Consider the following 26,211-nt stretch of genomic DNA (forward strand, 5'->3'; position numbering starts at 1 on the left):
ATACATATGGAAAATGCCTTTAAGTTGCTGTATAAAACAATTGAAGAACGAAAGGAAAGCCCACTTCCTGAATCGTATACAAATTATTTATTTTCAAAAGGAGAAGATAAAATTTTAAAGAAAATTGGTGAAGAGTGTGCTGAAGTAATTATCGCATGTAAAAATAATGATAAAGAAGAAGTAGTGAAAGAAATGGTTGATGTATTTTATCACTGTTTCGTTTTATTAGCTGAAAAAAATATCGCATTGGAAGATGTCATGCGAGAGGTGAAAGAACGAAATGGAAAGCTTTCGAGAATTGGGGATAGAAGGGAAATAGATACATTATAAGGGGGAATGTATATGAAAGTAGATTATCATCTTCACTTAGAAGAAGGACCGTATTCAATAGGGTGGCTTGCTAAAATAAATGAAGCGTTGGAATGTTATGAACCGCTTCAAGAAAGGCATTCTATTGATTGGCTTATGAAAACACAAGAGCGTTTGCAAAAGCGTGTGAAGGAAGGGCCATTTACAACAGAATGGATAGATCTATATTTAGAAGAAGCTGTGCGAAAAGGAATAAAAGAAGTGGGAATTGTTGATCATCTATATCGTTTTCATGAAGCAAAAGGATATTATGAAAAATATGTAGATATTAGTGATTCTAAGCTCGGTCGTATACAGAAAGAATGGTTAGATCAAGTAAGGGTAGTTTCACTGTATGATTTTACAAAGGCAATTGAAGAGGCGAAAGAACGATGGAGTAAAAGAGGTGTCACACTTAAACTTGGAATTGAAGCGGATTATTTTATTGGTTGTGAAGGAGAGTTAAAAGAATTATTAGCGCTAGGAGACTTTGATTATGTAATTGGTTCCGTTCATTTTCTAAATGGCTGGGGATTTGATAATCCAGATACGAAAGAATATTTTGAGGTGCATGACCTACGCGCATTATACGATACGTTTTTTAAAACAGTTGAGAGTGCGATTCGTACCGAGTTATTTGATATTATCGCTCATCTAGATAATATAAAGGTATTTAATTATCGATTGGATGAGAATGAACAGCTTTCTTATTATGAGGAAATTGCCTGTGCGTTAGTAGAAACGAATACGGCAACAGAAATAAATGCAGGATTGTACTATCGTTATCCTGTTCGTGAAATGTGCCCAAGTCCACTATATTTACAAGTATTAGCTAAGTATGGTGTTCCAATTACGATTTCTTCGGATGCCCATTATCCAAATGATTTAGGGAACTATGTACAAGAAAATGTACAAATACTACGAGCTCACGGTGTTACTCAGGTTGCAACATTTACGAAGCGAGCAAGAGTAATGAGGTCGCTTGAAGAAGAAGTAACAAATTCAAAATGAAACGCAATTTTTTGATGAAAACCACCCTTTTTGTTCAAAATAAGAAAGAATGAAAAGGAGGGTAAGAAATGGCGAAACAACAAAATAAACAAAATAAACAAAATGTACAAAATGTACAAAATGTACAAGTTGCACAGCAACAAGCTTATACTTCTGAAACGAATGCTGCATCTCAATCGGTTATTGAGGAGCAAATTAGCGATACGGTTGCAGAAGGAACGATTGATGTGAAGCTCGGAAAAGAATCGCAGGAAAAAGCGTAAGAAGAGGGGAGAGTTGCATCTCCTCTTTTTTTATGGAAAAGTGTCGATTTTCAAAACTATAATCAAATTCCTTGGTTTTTATATGTGGATTTCTTACAATGAAATATAAGAGATATCTTATTTTCTATAGAAGAGGTGTTAGTAGTGGCAAAAATATTAGTAGCGGGAAAAATTCCGGAAATTGGATTAGAACTATTAAAAGATCATGATGTAGAAATGTACGATAAAGAGGAGTTAATTTCTATAGATGAATTAACAGAGCGTGTAAAAGATAAAGATGCATTGTTAAGTTTACTTTCGACAAAGGTGCCAAAAGAAGTTATTGATGCAGCGCCTCATTTAAAGATTGTTGCAAACTATGGTGCTGGTTACGACAATATTGACTACACGTATGCGGGTGAAAAAGGAATTGCAGTAACGAATACACCGAAAGTATCAACGGAAGCGACTGCAGAATTAACATTTGCACTTCTTTTAGCAGCGGCGCGTAGAATTCCTGAAGGGGATACGTTATGTCGTACGACTGGATTTAACGGATGGGCACCGTTATTTTTCTTAGGACGAGAAGTCCACGGTAAGACAATCGGAATTATTGGTCTTGGAGAAATCGGGAAGGCTGTTGCAAAACGTGCGAAAGCATTTGGAATGGATGTTTTATATACAGGGCCAAATCGTAAGTTTGAAGCTGAAAGTGAACTGGGAGCAACGTATGTGACGTTGGAAAAATTATTACAAACAGCAGATTTTATTACAATTAACTGTGCTTATAATCCGAAATTACATCATATGATTGATGAAGAGCAGTTTAAAATGATGAAGAAAACAGCGTATATTGTAAATGCTTCACGTGGACCAATTATGAATGAAGCAGCACTTGCTCATGCATTAAAAACGAATGAAATTGAAGGGGCAGCTCTTGATGTGTTTGAATTTGAACCGAAAATTACAGAAGAGCTAAAAGAGTTAAAGAATGTAGTACTTGCTCCCCACGTAGGGAATGCAACGTTTGAAACTCGTGATGCGATGGCTGAAATGGCTGTCAGAAATATTTTAGCTGTATTAAACGGCGAAGAGCCAGTAACACCTGTAAATCAAAAGGTATTAGTCACAAAATAAAAAGAAGCCTTCCGGACTCGGAAGGTTTTCTTATTTTTCTTTATTCGCTTTTTTAGACGGTCTTTGTCTAATGAATTGAGATAACATGTACAAAATATATAGTGGAATGGCAATGAATAAGAAAACAGAAAAATTGCCAAATCCTGTTTGATACATTGTAATAATGATTCCAACTAAAAATAGTGTAATAATGATGCTATATCGTGGAATTGGTACATCTTTTAAACTTGGGATACGAATGCGGCTCACCATTAAAAATGCGAACGTTACAAATACGGTAATAAGAACGATTTTTGGAATGGTATGTGAAAATAATGTTAAGAAAGCAACAAGCCCTCCCGCTGCTGTAATCGGTACTCCAGTGAAATATTTCATTGAAGTAGAAGATGGTGTTACATTAAATCGTGCTAAACGATATGCTCCGAAAAGAGGGAATAATCCCGCTATGTATAATCCGATGATTCCGTAGTTTGAGAAAGATGTGTAATACATTAAAACAGCAGGTGCTGCACCAAATGTTACGACATCTGCAAGCGAGTCGAGCTCTTTTCCCATTTGTGAATCAACACGTAATAAACGAGCAACACGACCATCAAGACTATCTAACATCATCCCGATAAGTACTAAAATAGCAGCTGATTTATAATATCCTAAAGATGCATAGCCGATTGATAAAAATCCGCTATATAAATTTCCGAGCGTAAATAAGTTTGGAATAGCTGCTCTATACAAAATCTGATCCCTTGCTTTCTGTAATAAATTCTTAATTAGTGTATGAAAGTTTACTTATTTTATCATACCATAAATTTATTCCTCATACGAAAGAAATTACCAATTTGTGAAAGATTTCATAGAAGGATGAGGAATAAATTAAGTGAAAATAAAAAGAGGAAGCAACTTGTATAAAGTTGCTTCCTTTACTATTCAAATTTCGTTGTCATCGTTCCGGTTTTATATCGATTATTAGGATCGAAACGTAATAAATCTCCATAAATTAATTTATCGGAGAGTTTTAATTCTGTTTTTGCTTTTTCAATATACGGCTGACATAGCGTCATGTCAGCTTCTTCACCCGTACTTCTTTTGTAGCACATATTTTTTGTATAAACATACTCTTCAGAAACAAAGCTACCATCACGCATTACCATAAGCGGGTCTTTTTCTTTAATAAATAAGTCAGTTCCAAATTCAACGGATTTATTTGTTTTAATACCAAGTAAATGAAGGAGCGTTGGTTTAATATCAATTTGACCAGATACTTTAGAAACAACTTTTCCTTCTTGACCAGGCACATGAATAATAAGAGGAACGCGTTGTAATTGCATAGAATCGAATGGTGTAATAGTATCTTTTCCTAGGAACTGTGCCATAGCTGCGTTATGGTTTTCGGAAATACCATAATGATCACCATAAATGACAATAACGGAATTATCATACAGTCCTTCTTCTTTTAATTGTTTAATAAATAATTTAAGAGCTTCATCTGTGTAACGAACAGTTGGGAAGTAGCGGTTTACAACACCACTTTCTGAGTTGAATTCATCAACATATTGGTCTTCCGGATTTAGAAGAAACGGAAAATGATTTGTTAATGTAATAAATTTTGTATAGAACGGTTGCGGTAAAGATTTTAACTTTGGAATAGATTGTTCAAAGAACTCTTTATCTTTTAATCCCCAACCGACAGACATTTGTTCCGTTCCTGCGTAATCATTTAAATTAAAGTAACGATCATATCCAAGCGCAGGATACATTACATCCCGATTCCAAAACGTTTTATCATTTGAATGGAAGACGGCAGAAGAATATCCGTATTTCTTTAATTGTTCTGGTGTCGCTGTGTATTCATTTGTTGCATGAGTAAAGAATACAGAACCACGATCTAGCGGATAAAGTGAGTTTTCAACGATAAATTCGGCATCAGAAGTTTTGCCTTGTCCAGTTTGATGATAGAAGTTATCGAAATAGAAACTATCCTTAATAAATTCATTTAAAAATGGTGTAATTTCTTTTCCATTTATTTTTTTATTAATAACAAAGCTTTGCGTAGATTCCATTGAAATTAAAATTACATTTTTACCTTTTGCAGCTCCAAATAATTTTTTATCAACTTGTTTGTCTTTTGAGTCTGTATAGTTTTTGATTTCAGAAAATCCATCCCCACTTGCAAATACACGCTCAGCTGAAGACTTGGATTGAAGCGTAATATCAAATAGATGATATGTGTATAAACCTAAATTCTTCACGACAGTTTGACGGTCAAATGAGCGTGAGAACATTTGTGGTTTATAAATAACTGATACAACAATTTGTAGTGCTAATAAAGCTGTTACACCGCTAAAGAAAGTTCGCTTCTCTGAGCGGGAAAGTGGTGTTTTGTCACCAAATGATGGGAATTTACGCGAAATAAACATTAAAATAATTGCATCTGCAAATAAAAGTAATGTTTTGTACGTAAAGAGTTCTTTTATACTTGTCCCTAAATCAGCCATATTGTTTGTTTGGAATAAAACCGGGAAAGTAACGAAATCGTTATAGAACCCATAAAACATTGCGTTTCCAAATAAAATAAATGACAGTATAAAACTGATTCCAATTATAATTCGGTTTCGGTGCTTAGATGCAAGTAAAGCTAAGCCGAAAAATAAAAGTAACGCAGCTAGTGGATTAATAAAAAGCATGAATTCTTCAAAGAAATTATCAATTTTAATATCAAATGCTAGCTTGTACACAATATATGTTTTAATCCATAGTAAAACGACTGCAACGAGTGCAAATCGCAGTTTTGGAAACAGATGTTGTAGCATAATATACTCCTCTCCTAAAAAGCATGACAGTTCTTGTGAGTCAGTTTGCTTAACGACTCATTATATATATACGAACAGCCCTTTGTTATTATGATTATTATACTATGAGTATCATTATACGAAAATAAAAGAGAGTTGTGGGCTTTTTTATAATAATCGAGTAGAAAAAGAGTGGTGGGAGACAATAAAACAGAATTTCTATGTATGATAATTATCGTACGCAGAAAGAATCGCGTGATAATACGGAGGTTATAATGCGGAAATTATTATATTTTATAGCATGCGGTATTGTTATACTTTTTACCTCACCGAGTGTGTCAATAGCTCAATATGATGCACCTCTTATGGAAGATGCACTTTATTCTGTTTTATTTCCAAAAATAAATAAAGCAATTGAAAAACAATATGGAAGTTTGAAACCGTATCAATGTCCTAAAATTATTAGTTTAAAAAAAGTGTATAGCGGTACATATTTATTTCAAGCAAGTATTGAAGTGACAAAGTATGAACGTGTTGCTGGGAAAATTGCTCCGCCATTTGAGAAGGTAACGATTACATTTAATAACGAAGAAGGCGAATGGGAAGTGACAAAGATTTCAGTAAAGCGCTTACCAAACGATACAAAGTTAAACTGTAAAAAAACAATATAAAAAATTGTTTGACAAATAAAATGGTCCTTTGGTATTGTTAATAGCAACAATTAGATGTTTGAAAATTAAATAGACTTACCTCATCTACTCTCAAAGGTAGAGGCCGCGATAGGAAAGAGTAAGCTATGGGAGATTTAATGGAATCTGTGATCATAGGTTGAAAGGGACTATTGCCGAAATATAAGAATAACCATCTTATTCATATATTGGGACTGCATTGAATAAATGTAGTACTGTCATAAGATTTATTTTATGGAGAGCTATTTGGAGATGTTGATGCGGTTTCTTATTTTGAGGAGATAACAACTCGTTTATTTTTTCAATATATATTTTTCCTAATAAGAAACGCGTGTGAACATTGTTCCGCGCGTTTTTTGTCTATCTAAAAGCGTGCTGCAATGAATAGAAGATTGGGGTTATGAGTTTTAGAGGAAATAAGGGAGGAATTTAAATGTATTTACACGGCACAAGCCGAATTAATGGGCAAGGACACTTAGAAATTGGAGGGTGCGATACGACGCAGCTAGCAAAGCAATACGGAACACCACTTTATGTATACGATGAAGAGTCTATTCGAGGAAAATGCCGAGCGTTTCATCGTGCTTTTAAAGAAAGTGGTTTCTCTTATCAAGTAGCATATGCAAGCAAGGCGTTCTTGTGCATGGAGATGTGCCGAGTAGCTCGTGAAGAGAATATGTCATTAGACGTTGTTTCTGGGGGAGAATTATATACTGCGCTCCAAGCAGGATTTCCAGCATCACGTATTCATTTTCATGGAAATAATAAAACAGAAGAAGAAATAGTGATGGCTCTTCAGGCGAATATTGGTTGTTTTGTCGTAGATAATTTCTTTGAATTAGAAGTTTTACACGATTTAGCGATGCAACATGGGAAATTTGTGAACATATTAATTCGTGTAACGCCTGGAGTAGAGGCGCACACACATGAATATATTACAACAGGCCAAGATGATTCGAAATTTGGATTTGGCGTTTCAAACGGTCAAGCGATGCAGGCAATTGGATTTGCTTTACAAAAATCAAATTATAATGTGCTAGGGATTCATTCACATATCGGATCGCAAATATTTGAAACAGCTGGTTTTGTTCGAGCAATTGAAGTTCTTCGCCAATTTTTAGAAAAAGTGAGAGAGCAAACAAACTATGTAGTAAAAGTGTTAAATGTAGGCGGGGGATTTGGAATACGCTACACAGAGTCGGATACACCATTAACTCTTGAGACATATGTGCGAGCTGTAACAAGTGCAGTGAGAGAACAATTTACTGTATGTGAATATCCATTGCCAGAAATATGGATTGAACCAGGCCGTAGCATTGTAGGTGATGCTGGGACAACAATTTATACAGTTGGATCTGTGAAAGATATTCCTGGTATTCGAAAATATGTATCAGTCGATGGTGGAATGACAGATAATTTAAGACCTGCTTTATATAGTGCGCGTTATGAAGCGATGTTAGCGAATCGAGGGAATGATGAGAATGAGGAACTCGTTTCGATTGCCGGGAAATGCTGTGAGAGTGGAGACATGTTGATTTGGGATATTCATTTACCGAAAGTCGCTGCTTCTGATTTACTAGCAGTTTCCTGTACAGGAGCATACGGGTACTCGATGGCGAATAATTACAATCGGATTCGAAGACCAGCCGTTGTCTTTGCAAAAGGCGGAACATCGCAAGTAGTTGTGGAACGCGAAACATATGAAAATATTATTGGGAACGATCGCATACGTATTAAAGAGCTTGTCTAAATAGAAAAAGGAGTTGTTCGGATGGGCAATTCCTTTTTTGTAAAATAAAATAATTAAAATATATCGGAAAACTAGGATTGAAAAAAATCAGAATTGTGATAAAATACAAATACAAAGCTTATCAAGAGAAGCGGAGGGAACTGGCCCGAAGAAGCTCGGCAACCTGCTTATAGAAAGCAAGGTGCTAAATCCAGCAAAATGGAATCCATTTTGAAAGATAAGGTAAAATATATTACCGAACAGTCTTTTCGAAATGGGAAAGATTTTTTTTATGAATAAAAAGGGGGGCTGTTCGCGTGAGTGTACGGGAACATTTTGATGAAGTATCCGAGAAGATTGAAGCGATGCTTGCTGATATGAAATATGGTTCGATTACAATTGTTGTGCAAGATGGAAAAGTAATTCAGTTAGAGAAAAGTGAAAAAGTACGTTTAAAGTGAAAAGCGCTGACTAGAAAAACTAGAGGCGGTTTTAACCTATTTCATTAGGTTAAAACCGTCTTTTTGCTTTTACAGGGGGAAAAAACATGTTGACGTATGAAACGTGGGAAGAAAATGTTGTTTCATTTTCGGAAGAAGATGAAACGAAAGGTGCGCTATCAGTATTAAAGTGGGCTTATAAAGAATATAAAGATGAGATTGTCTACGCATGTAGCTTTGGGGTGGAAGGTATGGTATTGCTGCACCTTATAAACCAAGTAAATCCATCTGCTAAAGTTGTATTTTTGGATACAAATGTTCATTTTCAAGAAACGTATGAATTAATTCAAAAAGTGCGGGAACGATTTCCTTCATTGAATATTATAGAAAAACAGCCAGAACTTACACTTGATGAACAGGCGAAGTTGCATGGTGAAAAACTGTGGGAGAGCAATCCGAATCTTTGTTGTAAGATTAGAAAAATTTTACCTTTAGAAAAATCATTAGTCGTGGAAAAAGCATGGATATCGGGCTTAAGAAGGGAACAATCAGAAACACGTAAGCATACAAAGTTTATAAATCAAGATCATCGTTTTCAATCTATTAAAGTTTGTCCACTCATTCATTGGACGTGGAAAGAAGTTTGGCGATATGTATACAAACATAGCTTGCCGTATAACCCGTTGCATGATGTTGGCTATCCAAGTATTGGATGTGAGAAATGTACGTTACCTGTAGGGGATGGTGGCGATTTAAGAGATGGTAGATGGGCTGGAAAAATGAAAACTGAATGTGGTCTTCATTACCAATAAGATGAATCTTGAAATAAAACTAAGAGAGGATATAGAAAAATGAGCATAGTAAACGAATTAGTAAACCGTATAGATGAGACATATGACGTATCACAAATTGAAAAAGAAATTAAATTAGACAATATTGCGTTAAGTGATTTAGAACTATTGGCGACAGGTGGATATAGCCCGCTTACTGGTTTTTTAGGGAAGGAAGATTATGATTCAGTTGTAGAAACGCTTCGTTTAGCAAATGGTAGTGTGTGGAGTATACCGATTACATTACCGGTAACAGAAAAAGTCGCAGAAAGCCTGAAGGCTGGAGAGGAAGTAAAGCTTGTCAACAATGGAAATATATACGGTGTCATTCAAATAGAAGATATTTTTGTACCAGATAAAGAAAAAGAAGCGTTACTTGTATATAAAACAACGGATGAGGCTCATCCAGGAGTGAAAAAATTATATGAACGACCAAACGTTTACGTTGGAGGAACTATTATTCTAACAAAACGCTTTGAAAATAATCAATTTCCTTCTTATCATTTAGACCCAATTGAAACGAGGGAAGCATTTAAAAAACGTGGGTGGAAAACAGTGGTCGGATTTCAAACGAGAAACCCGGTACATCGTGCCCATGAGTATATTCAAAAATCTGCTCTTGAAATTGTAGATGGTCTCTTTTTAAATCCACTCGTTGGAGAAACGAAATCGGATGATATTCCTGCTGATGTAAGAATGGAAAGCTATGAAGTACTCCTTCAAAACTATTATCCGAAAAATCGTGTCTTTTTAAGTGTATTTCCTGCTGCAATGCGTTACGCAGGACCAAGGGAAGCTATATTTCATGCGTTAGTAAGAAAGAATTTTGGATGTACACACTTTATTGTAGGGCGTGATCATGCTGGAGTAGGAGATTATTACGGAACATACGAAGCGCAAGAAATCTTTACAAATTTTACGATAGAAGAGTTAGGAATTACACCACTATTCTTTGAACATAGTTTTTACTGCACGAAATGTGAAGCGATGGCTTCAACGAAAACATGTCCGCACGGAAAAGAAGATCATGTTATTTTATCGGGTACGAAAGTAAGAGAATTATTAAGAAACGGTGAGATTCCGCCAAGTACATTTAGTCGTAAAGAAGTAGTAGAAGTGCTAATTAAAGGTTTAAAAAAAGAAGTAGTAACAGAATAGGGAGAGAACGAGATGGATACGAATATTACTTGGCATACAGCTTCGGTTTCAAAAGATGATAGAAGAGTGAAGAATGGACATCACAGTTTTGTAATTTGGTTTACTGGTTTATCAGCTTCGGGTAAATCTACAGTAGCGAATGCGGTCGCTCGTAAACTGTTTGAAAAGAATATTGGAAATTATGTGCTGGATGGGGATAACATTCGCCACGGTTTAAATAAAGACTTAGGATTTTCTGAAAGTGATCGCATGGAAAATATAAGACGTATTGGCGAAGTGGCAAAGTTATTTGTAGACCAAGGAGCAGTTGTCCTTACAGCATTTATTTCACCATTTCGAGTAGACCGCAAACAAGTAAGAGATTTATTAGCGGCAGATGAATTTATTGAAATTTTTGTGAAGTGTCCGATTGAAGAGTGTGAGAAACGTGATCCGAAAGGGCTTTATAAAAAGGCAAGAAAAGGTGATATTAAGGATTTCACAGGTATTGATTCGCCTTATGAAGAGCCAGAGCAAGCAGAATTAATTGTAGAAACGCACAAATATTCTATTGAAGAATGTGCAGAACAAATCGTGAAGTACTTACAAGAGCGTAGTTTTATATAGGGGGATAAACAATGAGTTATGAAAAAGTATGGGCTAACAATGAAAAATTAAATCAGACCGAGAAAAATAAATTAGAAAAAGATGGCTTAGAAATTTTTAATGATATTCCTTACTATGCGGAAAATGGTTTCGAATCTATTCCGAAAGAAGAGTGGGATGCCTTTAAATGGGCAGGCTTGTATTTACAAAGACCGAAAGAAGCTGGTTATTTTATGATGCGGGTAAATATTCCGTCAGGGATTATTACAAATGCACAGGCAGAAGTACTTGCTTCTATCGCTGAAGATTATGGACGTGATGTAATAGATATTACGACGAGACAGGCGATTCAGTTTCACTGGTTAGAAATTCAGCAAATTCCAGATATTTTTAAAAGATTAGCAAGAGTTGGGTTATCTTCAGCGGGGGCTTGTGGTGATATAACGCGAAATATTACAGGTAATCCGCTTGCTGGAATTGATGCAAATGAACTATTCGATACAACGCATATTGTAAAAGAAGTATATGATTACTTCCAACATAATGAAGAGTTTTCTAACTTGCCACGTAAATTTAAAATGTCTATTAGTTCTAATATTTATAATTCAGCAAACGCAGAAATTAACTGTGTTGCATTTACGCCTGCAACGAAAGAAATAGATGGTGAGAAAAAAGTTGGTTTTCATATAAAAGTAGGTGGAGGATTATCAGCTCGACCGTATTTAGCTGATGAATTAGATGTGTTCGTTTTACCAGAAGAAGTGAAGGCGGTGGCGATTGCGATTGCTACTATATTCCGTGATTTTGGATATCGTGAAAAACGTCATTTAGCTCGGTTGAAATTTCTTGTTGCGGACTGGGGAGCAGCGAAATTTAAAGAGAAACTAATAGAGTATACAGGGCCTTTACAAAGTAAAGGGGAAAGTGCACTCAAAGGATGGAATGCAGGCTATTTTTATGGTGTTCAAGACCAAAAACAAAAGGGATTAAAGTATGTAGGTTTTAATGTACCGGTAGGTCGTTTACATGCAGAAGAAATGTTTGAGATTGCAAGAATCGCAAAGCAATATGGAAATGGACAAATTCGTACATGTAACTCGCAAAACTTCATTATTCCGAATGTTCCTCCGGAAAATGTAAAAGAATTACTTAGTGAACGGCTGTTTGAAGCGATATCTGCTAGCCCGAAATCATTTATTGGTCATGCGGTTTCATGTACCGGTATTGAATATTGTAATCTTGCACTAGTAGAAACGAAAGAAAGATTACGAAAAATTGCAGAATACTTAGATACACAAATTGCACTCGATGTTCCAGTTCGAATTCATATGGTAGGCTGCCCGAATTCATGTGGTCAACGTCAAATTGCTGACATTGGGTTACAAGGGGTGAAAATGAAAACGAAGGAAAAAGGCATTGTTGAAGCGTTTGAAATATACGTAGGTGGAACGTTGTTAGATGGTGGTGCTTATAATCAAAAGTTAAAAGGAAAAATAGATGGCGAAGATTTACCAGATGTACTTGCATCATTTATAAGTTATTTCAAAGAGAATAAATTACCAGCCGAGACATTTTATGATTTTGTAGGTCGTGTTGGTGTAGATACATTACAAATAGCGTTAAATAACGTGCTAGAAGAAGTAATAGCGTCTTAGGAGGGACGATATGGATTTATATCGATTTGAAGCTGTGTTAGTAAATAGTATTGTTCCGATTGTTGTTGTTGCTCAAAGTGAAGAACAGGCATTTAAGCTTGCGGAGATTGAGCTTGAAAAGCATTTTTTACCGTTGCCAGAGGTAAAAGAGATTTCTTTGTTTGAAAAAAAGAAGATTCGAAAAGGTGGGGCATTTGTTATTCATGAGTAGAGATCAGTAATACGAAAAAATAAAAACTTCCATTCTTATATACGAATGGAAGTTTCATTTTAATAGAAGAAATGAGGAGAGATGATGGGAAAGGTTTATATTGTTGGAGCAGGTCCTGGCGATCCAGATTTAATTACTGTTAAAGGGTTGAAATGTATTGAGAAGGCAGATGTTATTTTATACGACCGACTTGTGAATAAAGAGCTGCTTTCACACGCAAAGCCTGGCGCGGATTTAATTTATTGCGGAAAACTCCCGAATTATCACACGATGAAGCAAGAGACAATTAACACGTTTCTTATTAAGTATGCGAAAAAAGGAAAAGTTGTAACGAGGCTTAAGGGTGGCGATCCATTTGTGTTTGGTAGAGGGGGAGAAGAAGCTGAAGCATTAGCAAAGCAAGGTGTACCATTTGAAATCATTCCTGGTATTTCAGCTGGAATAGCTGCTCCTGCTTATGCGGGCATTCCAGTGACGCACCGTGATGCAAGTGCAAGTTTTGCTATTGTGACTGGGCATAGGAAAGAAGGTGCTGAAGAAGAAGTGAAATGGGAAAGTTTAGCGAAAGGTGTAGAGACTTTAGCGGTATATATGGGGGTTAGTAATTTGCCCTACATATGTGAGCAACTTATGAAGCATGGAAAAGATAAAAGTACGCCAGCTGCTATTATTGAGCAGGGGACGACGTCTATGCAACGCACAGTTGTTGGAACGTTAGGGACAATTGTAGATGTTGCGAAAAAAGAGCAAATTCAAAATCCGAGCATGATTGTAATTGGAGAAGTTGTCCGTTTTAGAGAAAAAATCCATTGGTTTGAGAAGCAAACAGAAAATGCTTATCAAGTAAGTGGAGTGTTGTAAAATGAAAGCCGTCTTATATATATGTCATGGAAGTCGTTTGAAGACAGCGAAAGAAGAGGCGATTCAATTTATTACATCGTGCATGAGCCGTATAGAAGCGACTATTCAAGAAGTTTGTTTTTTAGAGTTAGCGAATCCTTCTATTGAAGATGGTTTTCGTACATGTGTGAAGCGTGGGGCCACGGAGATTATTGCTATCCCTGTTTTTTTATTAGCGGCAGGTCATGTGAAGAAAGATATTCCGTTTGAATTGGTAAAGCTCAAGAATCAATATCCGAATGTTAAAGTGACTTATGGTAATCCGTTTGGTGTATCAGAAACACTTGTTAAATCGGTGTATAGCGGAAGTGGCATCGAACAGGAAGATAAAAATGAAGTGACGTTACTTCTCGTTGCAAGAGGGAGCAGTGATCCTGAAGTATTAAGAGATATAAACTGGATTGCTTCTTTATTTCAAACAAAAGAGAAGGTTAAAAAAGTAGAAGTTTGTTATTTAGCAGCTGCAGAGCCAAAATTTGAGGAGAAGTTAAAGGAAGTTGTAGAACGAAAAGAAAAGAACATCGTTGTACTGCCTTACTTGTTATTTACAGGTTTACTTATGAAACATATTGAGAAAGAAGTGCGCCAATATGAATTGGAAGAGATAAAAATCAGTCCATATTTAGGGAAGAATGAAGCGTTTCAAGATATGTTAATTCAGAAAACGACGGAGTTATTGAAAGGAGATCAGTATGTATCCACTTACAGTGCGAGTTAATGAGAAACGCGTTGTTGTTATTGGCGGGGGAAAAGTTGCAGGATTTAAAATTATTCCTTTACTCAAACAGGGTGCGGATATAGTTGTGATAAGTCCAGAATTAGATGCGAATTTAGTAAAACTTGTGGAAGAAAAGAAAATTCGTTGGTATCAAAGAGAATATGAAAAAAGTGATATTAAAAGTGCTTTTTTAGTTGTTGCAGCGAGTAGTGATTCAATATTAAATGAACAAGTTGCTGAAGATGCCGCCGAGAATCAATTAGTAAATGTTATTACAAATCCGGAAAGTGGTAATGTTCACTTTCCGGCAGCGATTCATCGTGGTTTGCTTAATATAGCAGTTTCTACTGGGGGAGCGAGCCCAAAGCTCGCAAAAAAAATTCGAGATGAGATTGCAAATAAATATGATGAGACATATGAATCGTATTTAGATTTTTTATATGAAGTAAGGTTGAAGTTAAAAGATTTACAGTTAGAAAAGAGGGAACGAAATATATTGCTCCAAGAAGTGTTGAAATCAGTATATGTGCAAAACGAGGGGAAAAGAGAAAGTTTTTTACGAGAGTTAGAGGAAAAGGTTTTAAAATAATAAAAGATAAAGTGCGCTTTACAAATATAAAAATATAATTTATAATCACAAGTAACTTCAATAGATGAAATCGATGAGCAAGAAGAGTACGTATATTTGATGCGTTCAGAGAGCTGGGATTAGGTGGGAGCCCGGTACGATAAAATATACAGAATGGGCTTGCGAGAGGTATGTTGAACATTGTAGTAGGCAACCCGGGTTCCGCCGTTAAAAGGATAGAGTATCGGAATTATTCCTGTACTTGAACAAGTGGGATTTATCAATCCAATTGAGGTGGTACCACGGTATTTACATTACATATATCGTCCTCTACATGCATATTTGCGTGTAGGGGACTTTTTTATTTTCTAAAGGAGGTGTGCGAGTATGAAATGAAAGTGTATAATTAACAAAAGTTTAAATATTCAGAAAAGGAGAATTTATGATGAAAGAAACACAGCAATGGACGTCGAAAATAGGCTTTGTACTCGCAGCAGCCGGAGCCGCAGTAGGTCTTGGTGCGATATGGAAATTTCCATATGTTGCAGGTAATGGCGGGGGAGGCGCATTCTTCCTTGTATTTTTACTATTAACTTTATTTATAGGTATGCCTCTTCTAATAGCGGAGTTTGTTATTGGACGTAGCACGCAAAAAGAGGCGGTTACAGCTTATAAAGTACTAGTGCCAAATAGCAAATTATATCCTTGGATTGGTCGTATGGGAGTTGTTACTTGTTTTAGTGTACTATCTTTTTATAGTGTTGTAGGTGGATGGATTTTACTTTATTTATATTATAGTGTGACAGGAAGTTTCTGGAATGGAGTAGCTGATTATGGACAATTGTTCGGTGAAACGATTTCAAATCCATTAAGTGCGATTGGAGCACAATTTATCTTTATGCTTTGTACGATTTTTGTTGTAAGTAAAGGTGTAGAGAAAGGTATAGAAAAGGCAAGTAAGTACATGATGCCGCTATTATTTATTTTATTTATTGCGATTATTGTTCGTGCGCTAACACTCGATGGTGCTTTTGCTGGAGTAGAGTTCTTCTTAAAGCCAGATTTTTCAAAGCTTACAGCAGATACGATTTTATATGCAATGGGACAATCTTTCTTCTCGCTAACAGTAGGTGCCTCAGTAATGGTAACGTATAGTTCGTATTTAAAGAAAGAGGAACATTTAACGAAATCAGCAACATCTATTGTAAGTTTAACTGTTTTTGTTACAGTACTTGCAGGATTAGCAATTTTCCCAGCGATTTTCGCATTAGGAGTTAAACCGACTGAAGGGCCAGGATTACTGTTTATTGTCCTTCCAGCAGTATTTGCAAAAATACCATTTGGTCAATTTTTCTTTATTATGTTTTTAATTTTATTCTTCTTTGCGACTTTAACATCAGCAATTTCAATGCTTGAAATTGTAGTAGCATCTGTTGCGAAAGGTAATGAGAAGAAGCGTCCATCAGCATCATTATTAATTGGTATTCTTATTTTTGCAGTCGGTATTCCATCGGCGTTATCATTTGGGATTATGAGTGACGTGAAAATATTTGGGAAAACATTCTTTGATTTAGTCGACTTTTCGGTAAGTAACGTATTGCTACCGTTAGGAGTACTAGCTATTTCATTATTTGTACCAAATAAAATGAGTAAAGAATTGTTAATGAAAGAATTAGAAGTGACGGAAACGAAAGGGAAAACGCTATTTAACATTTGGTTCTTCTTACTTCGTTATGTTATTCCAGTAACTGTAATAATTGTATTTTTAAATGCGATAGGTGTATTTAAAATGTTTGCATAAAAAAAGGCGGGGATCTCCCGTCTTTTTTTATGTTGATGAATGTAATAGACGATTATACGCTTTATAGGCTGTGGTGACTGCGAGGAATGAACCGATTAAAAATAAAACTGAGCCGCCAAATGTAAATATCCGGCCAATATACGTTTCTCTAGCTTCTTCTATTTTTTGTTGTAATTGCGTATTCATATGGATCACCTCGTAAACTATAGGCATTTAGTTATAGTTTATGTAGAATGCCTATATTGTGTGAAGTGTAAATAAAAAACCTCGGTAGGCACCGAGGTTTTTTATAATCCGATATAAGGAGATGGGTCAACTGCGTTTGTCTTGCCGACATTCCATTCTCCAAGATGAAGTTCGAAGTGTAAATGTTGTCCGTATGATTGGCCCGTATTCCCCATAAATCCAAGCTGATCGCCTTGTTTTACAGTTTGTCCATTCGATACAGAACGGCTATTCATATGAGCATATACTGTCGTATATGTTTTTCCGTTTATACGGTGAGATAAATACACTACGTTTCCGTAACTAGATGATAATTCTGAGCGAATAACAACGCCATCTGCAGCAGCGATAATTGGAACCGTTCCCGAAGCAGCGATGTCAATTCCTTTATGGTTATCTAAAGAACGTACACCAAATCCGGAAGTTTTTGATCCAGCTGCTGGTTTGATAAAGCCACCGATATTTGTATCATGTGGTGTTGGGGCCGCTTGAGTTGCTTGAGCAGATTTAGTAGCTTGTTGTTTGCGAGCCTCTTCTGCCTGGCGAGCTTCTTCCGCTTTACGAGCTTCTTCGGCACGTTTTTCTTCTTCAATTGCTTTTTGAACAGCTTGACGTTGATTTTCTAAAATGCCTTTGGATTCTTCTAATCCTTCAATCTCTGAATCTACTTTTGCTACTTTCGTATGTAGATCGTTAATAAGAGTTTGTTGCTGTTGTTGGTTATTTTGTAATTCTTGCTGTTTTTGTTCTAGTTTTTGTTCAGATTCTTTCAGTTGTTGTTCTTTTTTCTCAACAGCCTCTTTTTCTGACGTTACAGCATTTTGATCAGATGTTTGTTTTTTTACAATATCTGTATCGTTGTTTAATATTAAACTTACGGAGTACATATTATCAACAAGATCAGCAATGTTGGTAGAGTTTGTTAATACTTCTGTAATGATATTTGTACGCGGTTTTTCTTGCATAGATTGTAATCGTTGTTTAATAACTTCCTGACGTGTATCTATGTTTGTTTGTAATTGTTCTATATGTTTCTTTTTGTCAGTAATTACTTGTTGTGTTTTGCTAATTTCTTTTTTTGTATCGTTTAATTCAGTCTCGTTTTTATTAATGGAAGTAGTTAATTCATCGATTTTCTTCTGTAATTCTTGAATTTCTTTTTCTATTTGTTCTTTCTCGACTGATTTATTTTGTAAGTCACTTTGTTTGCCTTCTAATTCAGATTGAATGTTAGATAATTTATCTTGATTCGTTTCAGCGTATGCGGGTGAAAGTAACGGGGAAGCAAAAATCGTTCCTGCTGCTAAAACACTAAACGCTGCAAATTTCTTTTTCATTGTTGTCTGACTCCTTTCCCTATGAATGTTATATATCATAAGAAGAAGAGTGTCTATCGTTGTAATCATAATGTAAAGAAAACTTTATAAAATTGCTAAGTTTTGTCGGAATTTATCATTTTTCAACTTTAATTGTCATAGTACTTACATTTTATTTATATGTGTAACAAAGGTAAAATTTGATTAATTTGTAAAATACAGGATGGAAATAAGAGTTTTTGTGGGGTGAAATATTACTTAGAAAGCCAATAAAATACTAGTAAGGAATCGTTCTCATGTGAGGTTTTCTGACATGAGTTTATTTTTTGTCAAGAAAATTATTTGTGTTCGGGCAAAGTTATTTTGTTGTCAGATTTTAAATTTTGATTTATGATTTTTAACAGGGACAAAATGTAGTGAATTGTCGAATAATATGTAATACTCTTAATTTCTTAGTTTTATAGAGATAGAATGAGAGATAGAGTGACACATCGAAGAGGGGGTTACAACAAATATGAAAAGAATAGGACTTGCATGGCAAATATTAATAGGACTTGCACTTGGTATTGCAGTTGGGGCGATTTTCTTTGGCAATCCGGCTGTAGTGAGTTATTTACAACCAATTGGTGATATTTTCATCCGATTAATTAAAATGATCGTTGTACCGATTGTTGTAGCAAGTATTGTTGTTGGGGTTGCTGGTGTTGGCGATGTTAAAAAACTAGGTCGACTAGGCGGAAAAACAATTCTTTACTTTGAAATTATTACAACAATTGCAATTATTGTTGGTCTATTAATAGCGAATATTTTCCAACCAGGAAAAGGCGTAAATATGGAGCAGTTAACAAAGACAGATATTTCGAAATATACACATACGACAGAGCAAGTACAAAGTCATTCATTTGCAGATACATTTGTAAATATTGTTCCAACGAACATTATGAAGTCGTTAGCTGACGGAGATATGCTTGCTATTATCTTCTTCTCTGTACTATTTGGTTTAGGTGTAGCAGCAATTGGTGAAAGAGGAAGACCAGTTCTTCAATTTTTCCAAGGTGTAGCTGACGCAATGTTTTACGTAACAAACCAAGTTATGAAATTTGCACCATTTGGTGTGTTTGCACTAATTGGTGTTACAGTTTCTACATTTGGTCTTGCTTCATTAATTCCATTAGGGAAATTACTAATTGTCGTATATGGAGCAATGATTTTCTTCGTCGTAGTTGTCTTAGGACTTACAGCGAAAATATTTGGAATTAACATTTTCCAATTCTTTAAGATTTTAAAAGACGAGCTGATTTTAGCGTATTCTACAGCAAGCTCAGAAACAGTTTTACCAAAAATCATGGAGAAAATGGAGAAATTCGGTTGTCCGAAAGCAATTACATCTTTCGTTATTCCGACAGGTTATTCATTTAACTTAGATGGATCAACTTTATATCAAGCAATTGCGGCTATTTTCTTAGCGCAAATGTACGGTATTGATTTATCTATTACACAACAAATTACATTATTGCTTGTATTAATGGTTACATCAAAAGGTATCGCAGGTGTACCGGGCGTATCATTCGTTGTATTATTAGCGACACTTGGTACAGTAGGTATTCCACCTGAAGGCTTAGCGTTCATTGCTGGTATTGACCGTATTTTAGATATGGCTCGTACAGCAGTTAACGTTGTAGGAAACTCTTTAGCAGCTGTAGTTATGTCTAAGTGGGAAGGTCAATATGACGCTGAAAAAGGACAAGCTTATTTAAAAGAGATTTCTGAAAAGGGTCAAGCGGCTTAATTATAATATGAACAAGCTCTCACATAATATGTGGGAGCTTTTCTGTATATAGAAGAGGAGCAGACATAATGAAACGTAAATATGGTGACGGTTCTTCGTGGAAGAGGCTAATAGAAAAGAGTTATACGGTTAAGCAAGTGGAAGAGGGAATACTCGGAATACTGGATATAAAAAAGGTGAGAGAGCTTAGTCGTAAAGAATATGATGGTAAAGAAATTTGTATTGCAAGTGATGGGTATACGTGGGTTCAATATTTCATTAATGGAAAGAACTTTGCGATTACAGCTATGTTAGATGATAGGCACAATTTAGTGCAATATTATATTGATGTGACGAAAGAATATGAAATAGACGATCGTGGTTTACCGTATTTTGATGATTTATATTTAGATGTAGTATTATTACCCAGCGGTAAGGTGTATATATTAGATGAAGAGGAGCTAGAGGATGCTTATAAAAGTGGCGATGTCACGAAGGTAGAGTATGAGTTAGCTTGGTACACTACGAAATGGATATTAGCAGCAATAAAAAATAGTGAATTTTATTGGATTTCAATATTGGAAGAAGAAATCGAAAAGTTAAAATGATTGTTGTATTCAAATTTTTGTATAATTACCAAAAAAATCTATACAAAAAATAATTGACTTTTGTTTTGTAAGCGAGTAAAGTTAGGGAAGAAATTATTATTAAAAAATAAATATGAAACCTTCTTATAAAGAGAGGCGGAGGGACTGGCCCTACGATGCCTCGGCAGCGGACTCGATTTCAGAGTGCTGTGCCAAATCCAGCAAGCGTGTGCTTGAAAGATGAGAAGAGTGTTTCTTATAGATGTATAAGACCTCTTCTCATCGGAAGAGGTCTTTTGTTATTCATTAGAAAAAGGTTGAAACTAGGGAGAGATGGTACTTTGAAAGAAACGAGAGGAAATGGTTTAGCTTTATTACCACTTGGGATATTTTTGGCGCTATTTATTGGTTCTGGAATTATTACAGGTGATTTCTATAAATTGCCGATACTTGTAGCGATTTCAATTGCTGTAGGAGTCGCTTTAGTGATGAATCGTAAAGAAAGTTTTAATGTGAAAGTAGAGCGGTTCGCTAAAGGAGCAGGAAATCCAGATATTATGATTATGGTATTAATTTTTGTGCTTGCTGGTGCATTTTCTGAAACTGCTAAAGGAATGGGCGGGGTAGACTCAACTGTTAATTTAGCGTTAACTATTTTACCGCCAGGATTTATCGTAGCTGGAATCTTTGTTATTGGTGCATTTATTTCATTAGCGATGGGAACTTCAATGGGAACAATTGCAGCGTTAGCACCGATTGCTGTAGGTATTAGTGGTCAAACTGATATCTCAATTGCGCTTACGATGGCTACTGTTGTTGGCGGAGCGATGTTTGGTGATAATTTATCATTTATTTCAGATACAACAATCGCAGCTGTTCGTTCACAAGGAACAGAAATGAAAGATAAGTTTAAAGCGAATTTTTTAATTGTATTACCAGCGGCTATTATTACAATTATACTATTAGTGATAGTTACTTCAGGAAGTGATACGCAGATTAAAGCGCATAGCTTTGATTGGATAAAGATTTTACCGTACGCAGGAGTACTTATTACAGCGCTACTTGGGTGGAATGTACTTATCGTATTAACTGGTGGAACTGTATTATCTGGTGTTATCGGTCTTATAGATGGAAGTTATACGTTAGAAAGTTTCTTTAAAAGTGTAACGACTGGAATGGGCGGTATGATGGAGTTAGTATTACTTGCTATATTAATTGGTGGTATGGTTGAATTAATCCAATATAATGGTGGTATTCAATATTTAATGAATGTATTAACACGTAATATTCGTTCGAAAAAAGGAGCGGAATTTGGTATTGCTGGTTTAGTGAGTATGACGAATATGTGTACAGCGAATAATACGATTTCTATTATCTTTACAGGCCCGCTTGCAAAAAATATTGCAGATCAATATGAAATAGACCCTCGTAAATCAGCGAGTGTATTAGATCTTTTCTCATGTTGTGTGCAAGGGTTAATTCCGTACGGTGCCCAAATGTTAACGGCAGCAGGATTTGCAGCGTTATCTCCGGTTGAATTGTTACCATATGCATTTTATCCAATTTTAGTTGGAGTATGTGGGATTGTTTCTATTTTAATTGGGTTTCCAAGGTTTTCGAAAGTAGCTGAGAAAAAAGAGTATCATAAAACAGCTTAATTTAATATGAACGTTAGTAATTAAAAAACGTGCAGAGAATAGACTCTGCACGTTTTTTTGCGTAAAGGGCTGAATATGACTCGGTCTTAAGTCTGAGTTAAAAACGGTTCTTAAGCTCGTTATGGAAAGATGAAAAAATAGTTAAGATAAGAGTATCAAATCGAAGGGAGGCAAGCACAAGATGAAACAATTTCTAGCGTTTATCGCAGCCGGTATTTTGGCTTTAATTGCTCTTGGTAGTCTTGCTGGTATTGTAGGATTCGCAATCGGAGCAGGAGTTGTATATTGGAGCTATAAATCATTTGTGCGAGCTAAATCATTTTTTGGAAAGTTAGCTTGGGGTATTGTTGGTTTAATCGGTTTATCCATTGCACTTTCTCATTCACCAGCATTAATTGGTATCGCTGCTTTAGTGGTTTTATACTACGGATACCGTGAGTGGAAAAAAGAAAAAGATGTAGTTGTTGAATCTGCTCCAGAAAGTTCTAAACCATATAGCAACTTTGAAGATGAGTGGAACAAATTAATGAAAAACTAAAACAATAAATCAAATTATAAATAAAGTAGAAGAGAGGAAGATTTATAATGAAACAATCTTTATTCGGACGTGTACGCGATGCAATTTTAGCTGATTTTCATAACGTGTTAGATGAGAAGGAAAGAAAAAATCCAATTGCGATGTTAAACCAATATTTACGTGATAGTGAGCGTGAAATAACAAAAATTGAGAAGTTAATTGAGCGTCATAAAACATTAAAATCTAACTTCGCTCGTGAGCTTGAGCAAGCACGTTATTTCGTTAATAAAAGATCAAAGCAAGCTATCATTGCTCAAGAAGCAGACGAATTACAATTGCACGAACGTGCGTTAGAAGAGGTAGCTTATTATGAAGGGCAAGTAACTCGATTAGAAGAAATGTATGCAGGTGTTGTAGAGCAAATCGATGAGTTAGAGCGTCGTCTTTCTGAAATGAAAAATAAATTAAAAGAAATGCACGCAAAGCGTATGGAACTAATGGCACGTGAAAATATGGCACATGCAAATCGTCGGATGAATACTGCGATGCATAAAATGGATGAAAATAATCCGTTCTTACGATTTGAAGAAATTGAAGATCACATTCGTGACTTAGAAACTCGTATGAATGAAGAGCATGAGCGTGACACATTTGATATGAAAATTGCAAAACTTGAGCGTGAAATGAAAGAAAAGAATGATGTATCGTTAACGAAAGAGTTAACAAAATAATAGTAGTATATTATAAAACAGGCTTATGATATAGTGATAGGAGAAAAGGTGTTGGAAAGCAATGCCTTTTCTTCTATGTATATGTGACAAGAAGGGGGGGAGCTGAAGTGAAGAAACATTTTTCAAAGACACAATTAATGGGGATGCTCCTCATCATATTTGGATTCGGTCTTTTTCTTGATATGATACTTGGACATTTTGAACCAGGTGGTCTCATTTTTGCATTTATTATGCTTATGTTTGGAAGGCATTATCGTAAAAAGAATCGTTATGTACGGGGAAATGTATTTTTATTTGTTGGTGGTATCGTATTTTTATTTTTCTTATTTTCATCAGCAGCATTTGTTCTTGTCGTATTTGCTTGTTTAGCTTTAATTGGTTATCAATTGATTCAACAAGGACATCAGCAAAAAGCAATGAAGGTTGAAATTAAAGAAAAAGGGATTATAGACGAAGAGAAGCAAATATATCGTACAGAACCATATTTGAAAAATATGTTTGTAGGCAATGTACGAATGATGGATCATATTTATGAACTTGAGGATATTAATGTTCAATATGGTGCTTGTGATGTGGAAATAGATTTAACAACTGCTATGATTCCAGAAGGAGAAACAGTAATTGTTATTCGAGGTGTCGTTGGTAATATTCGTTTATATGTGCCATATGATATTGAACTTTCTTTAAATCATTCTGTTATTGTCGGCCGTGTGCTCTTGCCAGGTCATGAAGAGACAGGGTTTAACCGCAATGTTACATTTAGAACAGAGCAGTATAAAGAGGCTCCTCGTCGTATTAAAATTATTTCTTCGCTTGTCGTAGGCGACACGGAAGTGAGGAAAGTATAATGAAGAAACAAAAAAATATTTCGTGGATGTATATTCGTTATTCTATGTTGTCCTCTGTTAGTATCGCACTCATTTGTACAATTGTATATGTATGGAAAAGCGAGCAACAAGTGTATGATTTATTATGGAAGGAATCCATCGCTTCTGTTCCAATTGGCTTGTTTATTATGACTACAAGTTTACTTATCGGGGGAATTGTAGGATATGCAATCGGTTACTATATAGAGCAGCGTATACAAGGATTAAATACTTTTCTATTTGAAGTAGAGCGAGGGAATTTTCCGAGTGATGTTTCGTTTACTGCGGATGATGAATTTCATGAAGTGGAACGAAAAGTAATCGTTCTGGCTCGTCGATTAGAGGAGCAAGCTGGACTCTTTCAAAAAGTAACGAATGAACGAGCTCATTGGAATGAAGAGATGAGACAAGAAGCGATTTCTCAAGAAAGGCATCGCTTAGCAAGGGAGTTGCATGATTCAGTAAGTCAGCAGCTTTTCGCAATGTCGATGATGATGTCAGCGATTAATGAACAAATAACTGAATTTCCAGATGTGACAAAAAAACAATTACAACTTGTTGAAAATATGGTTGTAAATGCTCAATCAGAAATGAGAGCATTGCTCCTTCATTTACGTCCTGTACAATTGGAAGGTAAGAAACTGACAGAAGGTATAGAGGAATTATTAACGGAATTATCGCGAAAACAACATATGAAAATTGAATGGCTTATTGAGCCAATAGAATTAAAAAAAGGTGTAGAAGATCATTTATTCCGTATTGTGCAAGAAGCGCTATCAAATACGTTGCGACACGCGAAGGCAAAGAAAACAGAAGTGCGCCTTCGAAAAATTGATCAATATGCGATTTTAAAAATCATTGATGACGGTGTTGGGTTTGAAGTAGGCGTTAATAAAGCCGGTTCCTATGGCTTAAGATCGATGCAAGAGCGTGTTCATGAAATTGGTGGGACACTCAAGGTACTGAGTTTCCCGGCCAAAGGTACACAAATAGAAGTGAAAGTACCGATTATGCTTGAGAGAGGGGGAGAAGTATGATAAAAGTATTGCTTGTCGATGATCATGAAATGGTTCGTATGGGTGTATCGGCATATTTATCTACACAACCAGATATTGAAGTGGTCGGGGAAGCTGAAAATGGAAAAAAAGGATCAGAATTAGCACTGCAATTAAGACCGGATATTATTTTAATGGACCTTGTTATGGATGAGATGGATGGTGTCGAAGCAACACGTGCTATTATTCAAGAATGGCCAGAAGCAAAAATTGTAGTTGTAACAAGCTTTTTAGATGACGAAAAATTGTATCCTGTTATTGAGGCTGGGGCGACTAGTTATTTATTAAAAACATCAAAAGCAAGTGATATTGCAGATGCTGTACGAGCTACTTATGATGGAGAAACGGTATTAGAGCCGAAAGTTACCGGGAAAATGATGTCCCGTATGCGTCAAAAGAAAGAGCAACCTTTGCATGATGACTTAACTGAAAGAGAGTTTGAGATTTTGTTATTAATTGCAGAGGGGAAAAGTAATCAAGAGATTGCGGATGAGTTATTTATTGCACTGAAAACGGTAAAGACACATGTGAGTAATATATTAAATAAATTGAATGTAAGTGATCGTACTCAGGCAGTTATTTATGCATTTAGGCATCAATTAACGAAGTGATAAAGTGAAACTTTAATCAGTGGGGGTTTTGTTCATCCCCCGTTGATTATTGGCTCGCTACAATATAGA

28 protein-coding genes, 3 riboswitches and 1 other annotated feature are annotated in these 26,211 nt (G+C 35.6%); of the genes, 24 read left to right on the forward strand and 4 right to left on the reverse strand.

What is annotated here, in order from left to right; genetic code table 11:
* The first annotated feature begins 6 nt into the window (after positions 1–6).
* The 4 genes from hisE (at position 7) to MHI26_RS07315 (ending at position 2,738) form a co-directional block, all read left to right on the forward strand.
* On the forward strand, positions 7–330 hold the full coding sequence (gene hisE / locus MHI26_RS07300) for a phosphoribosyl-ATP diphosphatase (protein ID WP_000426354.1): 324 nt from the start codon (positions 7–9) through the stop codon (positions 328–330).
* A gap of 12 nt (positions 331–342) precedes the next feature.
* Entirely contained in the window at positions 343–1,359 is a 1,017-nt protein-coding gene (locus MHI26_RS07305; protein WP_061666724.1) for a histidinol phosphate phosphatase domain-containing protein, read from the forward strand.
* 68 nt (positions 1,360–1,427) lie between these two features.
* Positions 1,428–1,622 (forward strand): DUF4025 domain-containing protein, encoded by a 195-nt coding sequence (locus MHI26_RS07310; RefSeq protein WP_061666723.1) that lies wholly within the window; start codon positions 1,428–1,430, stop codon positions 1,620–1,622.
* A 144-nt stretch (positions 1,623–1,766) separates the two neighbouring features.
* On the forward strand, positions 1,767–2,738 hold the full coding sequence (locus MHI26_RS07315; RefSeq protein ID WP_001062833.1) for an NAD(P)-dependent oxidoreductase: 972 nt from the start codon (positions 1,767–1,769) through the stop codon (positions 2,736–2,738).
* Positions 2,739–2,768: 30 nt separating this feature from the next.
* Here the strand turns inward: MHI26_RS07315 and pssA are convergent, their stop codons facing one another.
* Complete coding sequence (gene pssA / locus MHI26_RS07320) at positions 2,769–3,470, reverse strand: CDP-diacylglycerol--serine O-phosphatidyltransferase (protein ID WP_000285417.1); 702 nt, start codon at positions 3,468–3,470, stop codon at positions 2,769–2,771.
* A gap of 188 nt (positions 3,471–3,658) precedes the next feature.
* Positions 3,659–5,545 (reverse strand): LTA synthase family protein, encoded by a 1,887-nt coding sequence (locus tag MHI26_RS07325; protein ID WP_061666722.1) that lies wholly within the window; start codon positions 5,543–5,545, stop codon positions 3,659–3,661.
* A gap of 254 nt (positions 5,546–5,799) precedes the next feature.
* Here MHI26_RS07325 and MHI26_RS07330 point away from each other — a divergent pair, with 254 nt between their 5' ends.
* The 12 genes from MHI26_RS07330 to MHI26_RS07385 all read left to right on the forward strand — a co-directional run bounded on the left by MHI26_RS07330 (position 5,800) and on the right by MHI26_RS07385 (position 16,808).
* Positions 5,800–6,195: a DUF3888 domain-containing protein gene (locus MHI26_RS07330; RefSeq protein ID WP_001228817.1), complete on the forward strand. Its 396-nt coding sequence runs from the start codon at positions 5,800–5,802 to the stop codon at positions 6,193–6,195.
* An 89-nt stretch (positions 6,196–6,284) separates the two neighbouring features.
* A riboswitch (Lysine riboswitch) is annotated at positions 6,285–6,466 on the forward strand.
* 180 nt (positions 6,467–6,646) lie between these two features.
* On the forward strand, positions 6,647–7,963 hold the full coding sequence (gene lysA, locus MHI26_RS07335) for a diaminopimelate decarboxylase (RefSeq protein WP_061666720.1): 1,317 nt from the start codon (positions 6,647–6,649) through the stop codon (positions 7,961–7,963).
* Positions 7,964–8,078: 115 nt separating this feature from the next.
* A riboswitch (SAM riboswitch) is annotated at positions 8,079–8,187 on the forward strand.
* A gap of 72 nt (positions 8,188–8,259) precedes the next feature.
* Entirely contained in the window at positions 8,260–8,403 is a 144-nt protein-coding gene (locus tag MHI26_RS07340; protein ID WP_000116158.1) for a YezD family protein, read from the forward strand.
* Between the two features lie 86 nt (positions 8,404–8,489).
* Positions 8,490–9,194 carry a phosphoadenylyl-sulfate reductase gene (locus MHI26_RS07345; protein WP_000959012.1) on the forward strand — a complete coding sequence of 235 codons (705 nt, stop codon included), beginning with the start codon at positions 8,490–8,492 and terminating at the stop codon, positions 9,192–9,194.
* 39 nt (positions 9,195–9,233) lie between these two features.
* Positions 9,234–10,370 carry a sulfate adenylyltransferase gene (gene sat, locus MHI26_RS07350; RefSeq protein WP_000029491.1) on the forward strand — a complete coding sequence of 379 codons (1,137 nt, stop codon included), beginning with the start codon at positions 9,234–9,236 and terminating at the stop codon, positions 10,368–10,370.
* Between the two features lie 12 nt (positions 10,371–10,382).
* Positions 10,383–10,976, forward strand: coding sequence for an adenylyl-sulfate kinase (cysC, locus tag MHI26_RS07355; RefSeq protein WP_000380491.1), 594 nt, complete (start codon positions 10,383–10,385; stop codon positions 10,974–10,976).
* Between the two features lie 11 nt (positions 10,977–10,987).
* Positions 10,988–12,610: a nitrite/sulfite reductase gene (locus tag MHI26_RS07360; protein WP_000119609.1), complete on the forward strand. Its 1,623-nt coding sequence runs from the start codon at positions 10,988–10,990 to the stop codon at positions 12,608–12,610.
* A gap of 10 nt (positions 12,611–12,620) precedes the next feature.
* Entirely contained in the window at positions 12,621–12,821 is a 201-nt protein-coding gene (locus MHI26_RS07365; protein WP_000366914.1) for a DUF3906 family protein, read from the forward strand.
* A gap of 84 nt (positions 12,822–12,905) precedes the next feature.
* Entirely contained in the window at positions 12,906–13,682 is a 777-nt protein-coding gene (gene cobA, locus MHI26_RS07370) for a uroporphyrinogen-III C-methyltransferase (protein ID WP_000521260.1), read from the forward strand.
* Position 13,683: 1 nt separating this feature from the next.
* Positions 13,684–14,439: a sirohydrochlorin chelatase gene (locus tag MHI26_RS07375; protein WP_000648889.1), complete on the forward strand. Its 756-nt coding sequence runs from the start codon at positions 13,684–13,686 to the stop codon at positions 14,437–14,439.
* Positions 14,414–15,028 (forward strand): NAD(P)-binding protein, encoded by a 615-nt coding sequence (locus tag MHI26_RS07380; RefSeq protein WP_000283359.1) that lies wholly within the window; start codon positions 14,414–14,416, stop codon positions 15,026–15,028. Before MHI26_RS07375 ends, MHI26_RS07380 begins: the two co-directional genes overlap by 26 nt.
* A 64-nt stretch (positions 15,029–15,092) precedes the next feature.
* Positions 15,093–15,341, forward strand: a binding site (T-box leader).
* Positions 15,342–15,452: 111 nt separating this feature from the next.
* A complete protein-coding gene (locus tag MHI26_RS07385; protein ID WP_000665435.1) occupies positions 15,453–16,808 on the forward strand; it encodes a sodium-dependent transporter in 1,356 nt (451 codons plus the stop codon).
* 27 nt (positions 16,809–16,835) lie between these two features.
* On the opposite strand, the gene MHI26_RS07390 is transcribed toward MHI26_RS07385, so the two are convergent.
* Together MHI26_RS07390 and MHI26_RS07395 are read right to left on the reverse strand one after the other, a co-directional pair.
* On the reverse strand, positions 16,836–16,994 hold the full coding sequence (locus MHI26_RS07390; protein ID WP_001096001.1) for a hypothetical protein: 159 nt from the start codon (positions 16,992–16,994) through the stop codon (positions 16,836–16,838).
* 101 nt (positions 16,995–17,095) lie between these two features.
* Positions 17,096–18,370, reverse strand: coding sequence for a murein hydrolase activator EnvC family protein (locus tag MHI26_RS07395; protein WP_000726071.1), 1,275 nt, complete (start codon positions 18,368–18,370; stop codon positions 17,096–17,098).
* 493 nt (positions 18,371–18,863) lie between these two features.
* Here MHI26_RS07395 and gltP point away from each other — a divergent pair, with 493 nt between their 5' ends.
* From gltP to MHI26_RS07435, 8 genes are all read left to right on the forward strand, one after another.
* Positions 18,864–20,138, forward strand: coding sequence for a glutamate/aspartate:proton symporter GltP (gene gltP / locus MHI26_RS07400; protein ID WP_000821140.1), 1,275 nt, complete (start codon positions 18,864–18,866; stop codon positions 20,136–20,138).
* A 68-nt stretch (positions 20,139–20,206) separates the two neighbouring features.
* A complete protein-coding gene (locus tag MHI26_RS07405; protein WP_061666719.1) occupies positions 20,207–20,725 on the forward strand; it encodes a DUF402 domain-containing protein in 519 nt (172 codons plus the stop codon).
* A 120-nt stretch (positions 20,726–20,845) separates the two neighbouring features.
* Positions 20,846–20,951, forward strand: a riboswitch (SAM riboswitch).
* 94 nt (positions 20,952–21,045) lie between these two features.
* Positions 21,046–22,362 (forward strand): Na+/H+ antiporter NhaC family protein, encoded by a 1,317-nt coding sequence (locus MHI26_RS07410; protein WP_061666718.1) that lies wholly within the window; start codon positions 21,046–21,048, stop codon positions 22,360–22,362.
* 181 nt (positions 22,363–22,543) lie between these two features.
* On the forward strand, positions 22,544–22,900 hold the full coding sequence (locus MHI26_RS07415) for a lmo0954 family membrane protein (RefSeq protein WP_000808640.1): 357 nt from the start codon (positions 22,544–22,546) through the stop codon (positions 22,898–22,900).
* Between the two features lie 47 nt (positions 22,901–22,947).
* The gene (locus tag MHI26_RS07420) at positions 22,948–23,610 is read left to right on the forward strand and encodes a PspA/IM30 family protein (RefSeq protein ID WP_000814124.1); all 663 of its coding nucleotides are present in this window, start codon (positions 22,948–22,950) and stop codon (positions 23,608–23,610) included.
* Between the two features lie 107 nt (positions 23,611–23,717).
* Positions 23,718–24,458, forward strand: coding sequence for a cell wall-active antibiotics response protein LiaF (gene liaF / locus MHI26_RS07425; protein WP_000716094.1), 741 nt, complete (start codon positions 23,718–23,720; stop codon positions 24,456–24,458).
* Complete coding sequence (locus MHI26_RS07430; RefSeq protein WP_000744327.1) at positions 24,458–25,513, forward strand: sensor histidine kinase; 1,056 nt, start codon at positions 24,458–24,460, stop codon at positions 25,511–25,513. Before liaF ends, MHI26_RS07430 begins: the two co-directional genes overlap by 1 nt.
* The gene (locus MHI26_RS07435; RefSeq protein WP_000598701.1) at positions 25,510–26,142 is read left to right on the forward strand and encodes a response regulator; all 633 of its coding nucleotides are present in this window, start codon (positions 25,510–25,512) and stop codon (positions 26,140–26,142) included. The genes MHI26_RS07430 and MHI26_RS07435 overlap by 4 nt, the downstream gene beginning before the upstream one ends.
* Positions 26,143–26,211 lie beyond the last annotated feature (69 nt).

Source organism: Bacillus sp. FSL K6-1218 (genome assembly GCF_038006445.1).
In the GTDB taxonomy this organism is placed as follows: domain Bacteria; phylum Bacillota; class Bacilli; order Bacillales; family Bacillaceae_G; genus Bacillus_A; species Bacillus_A thuringiensis_S.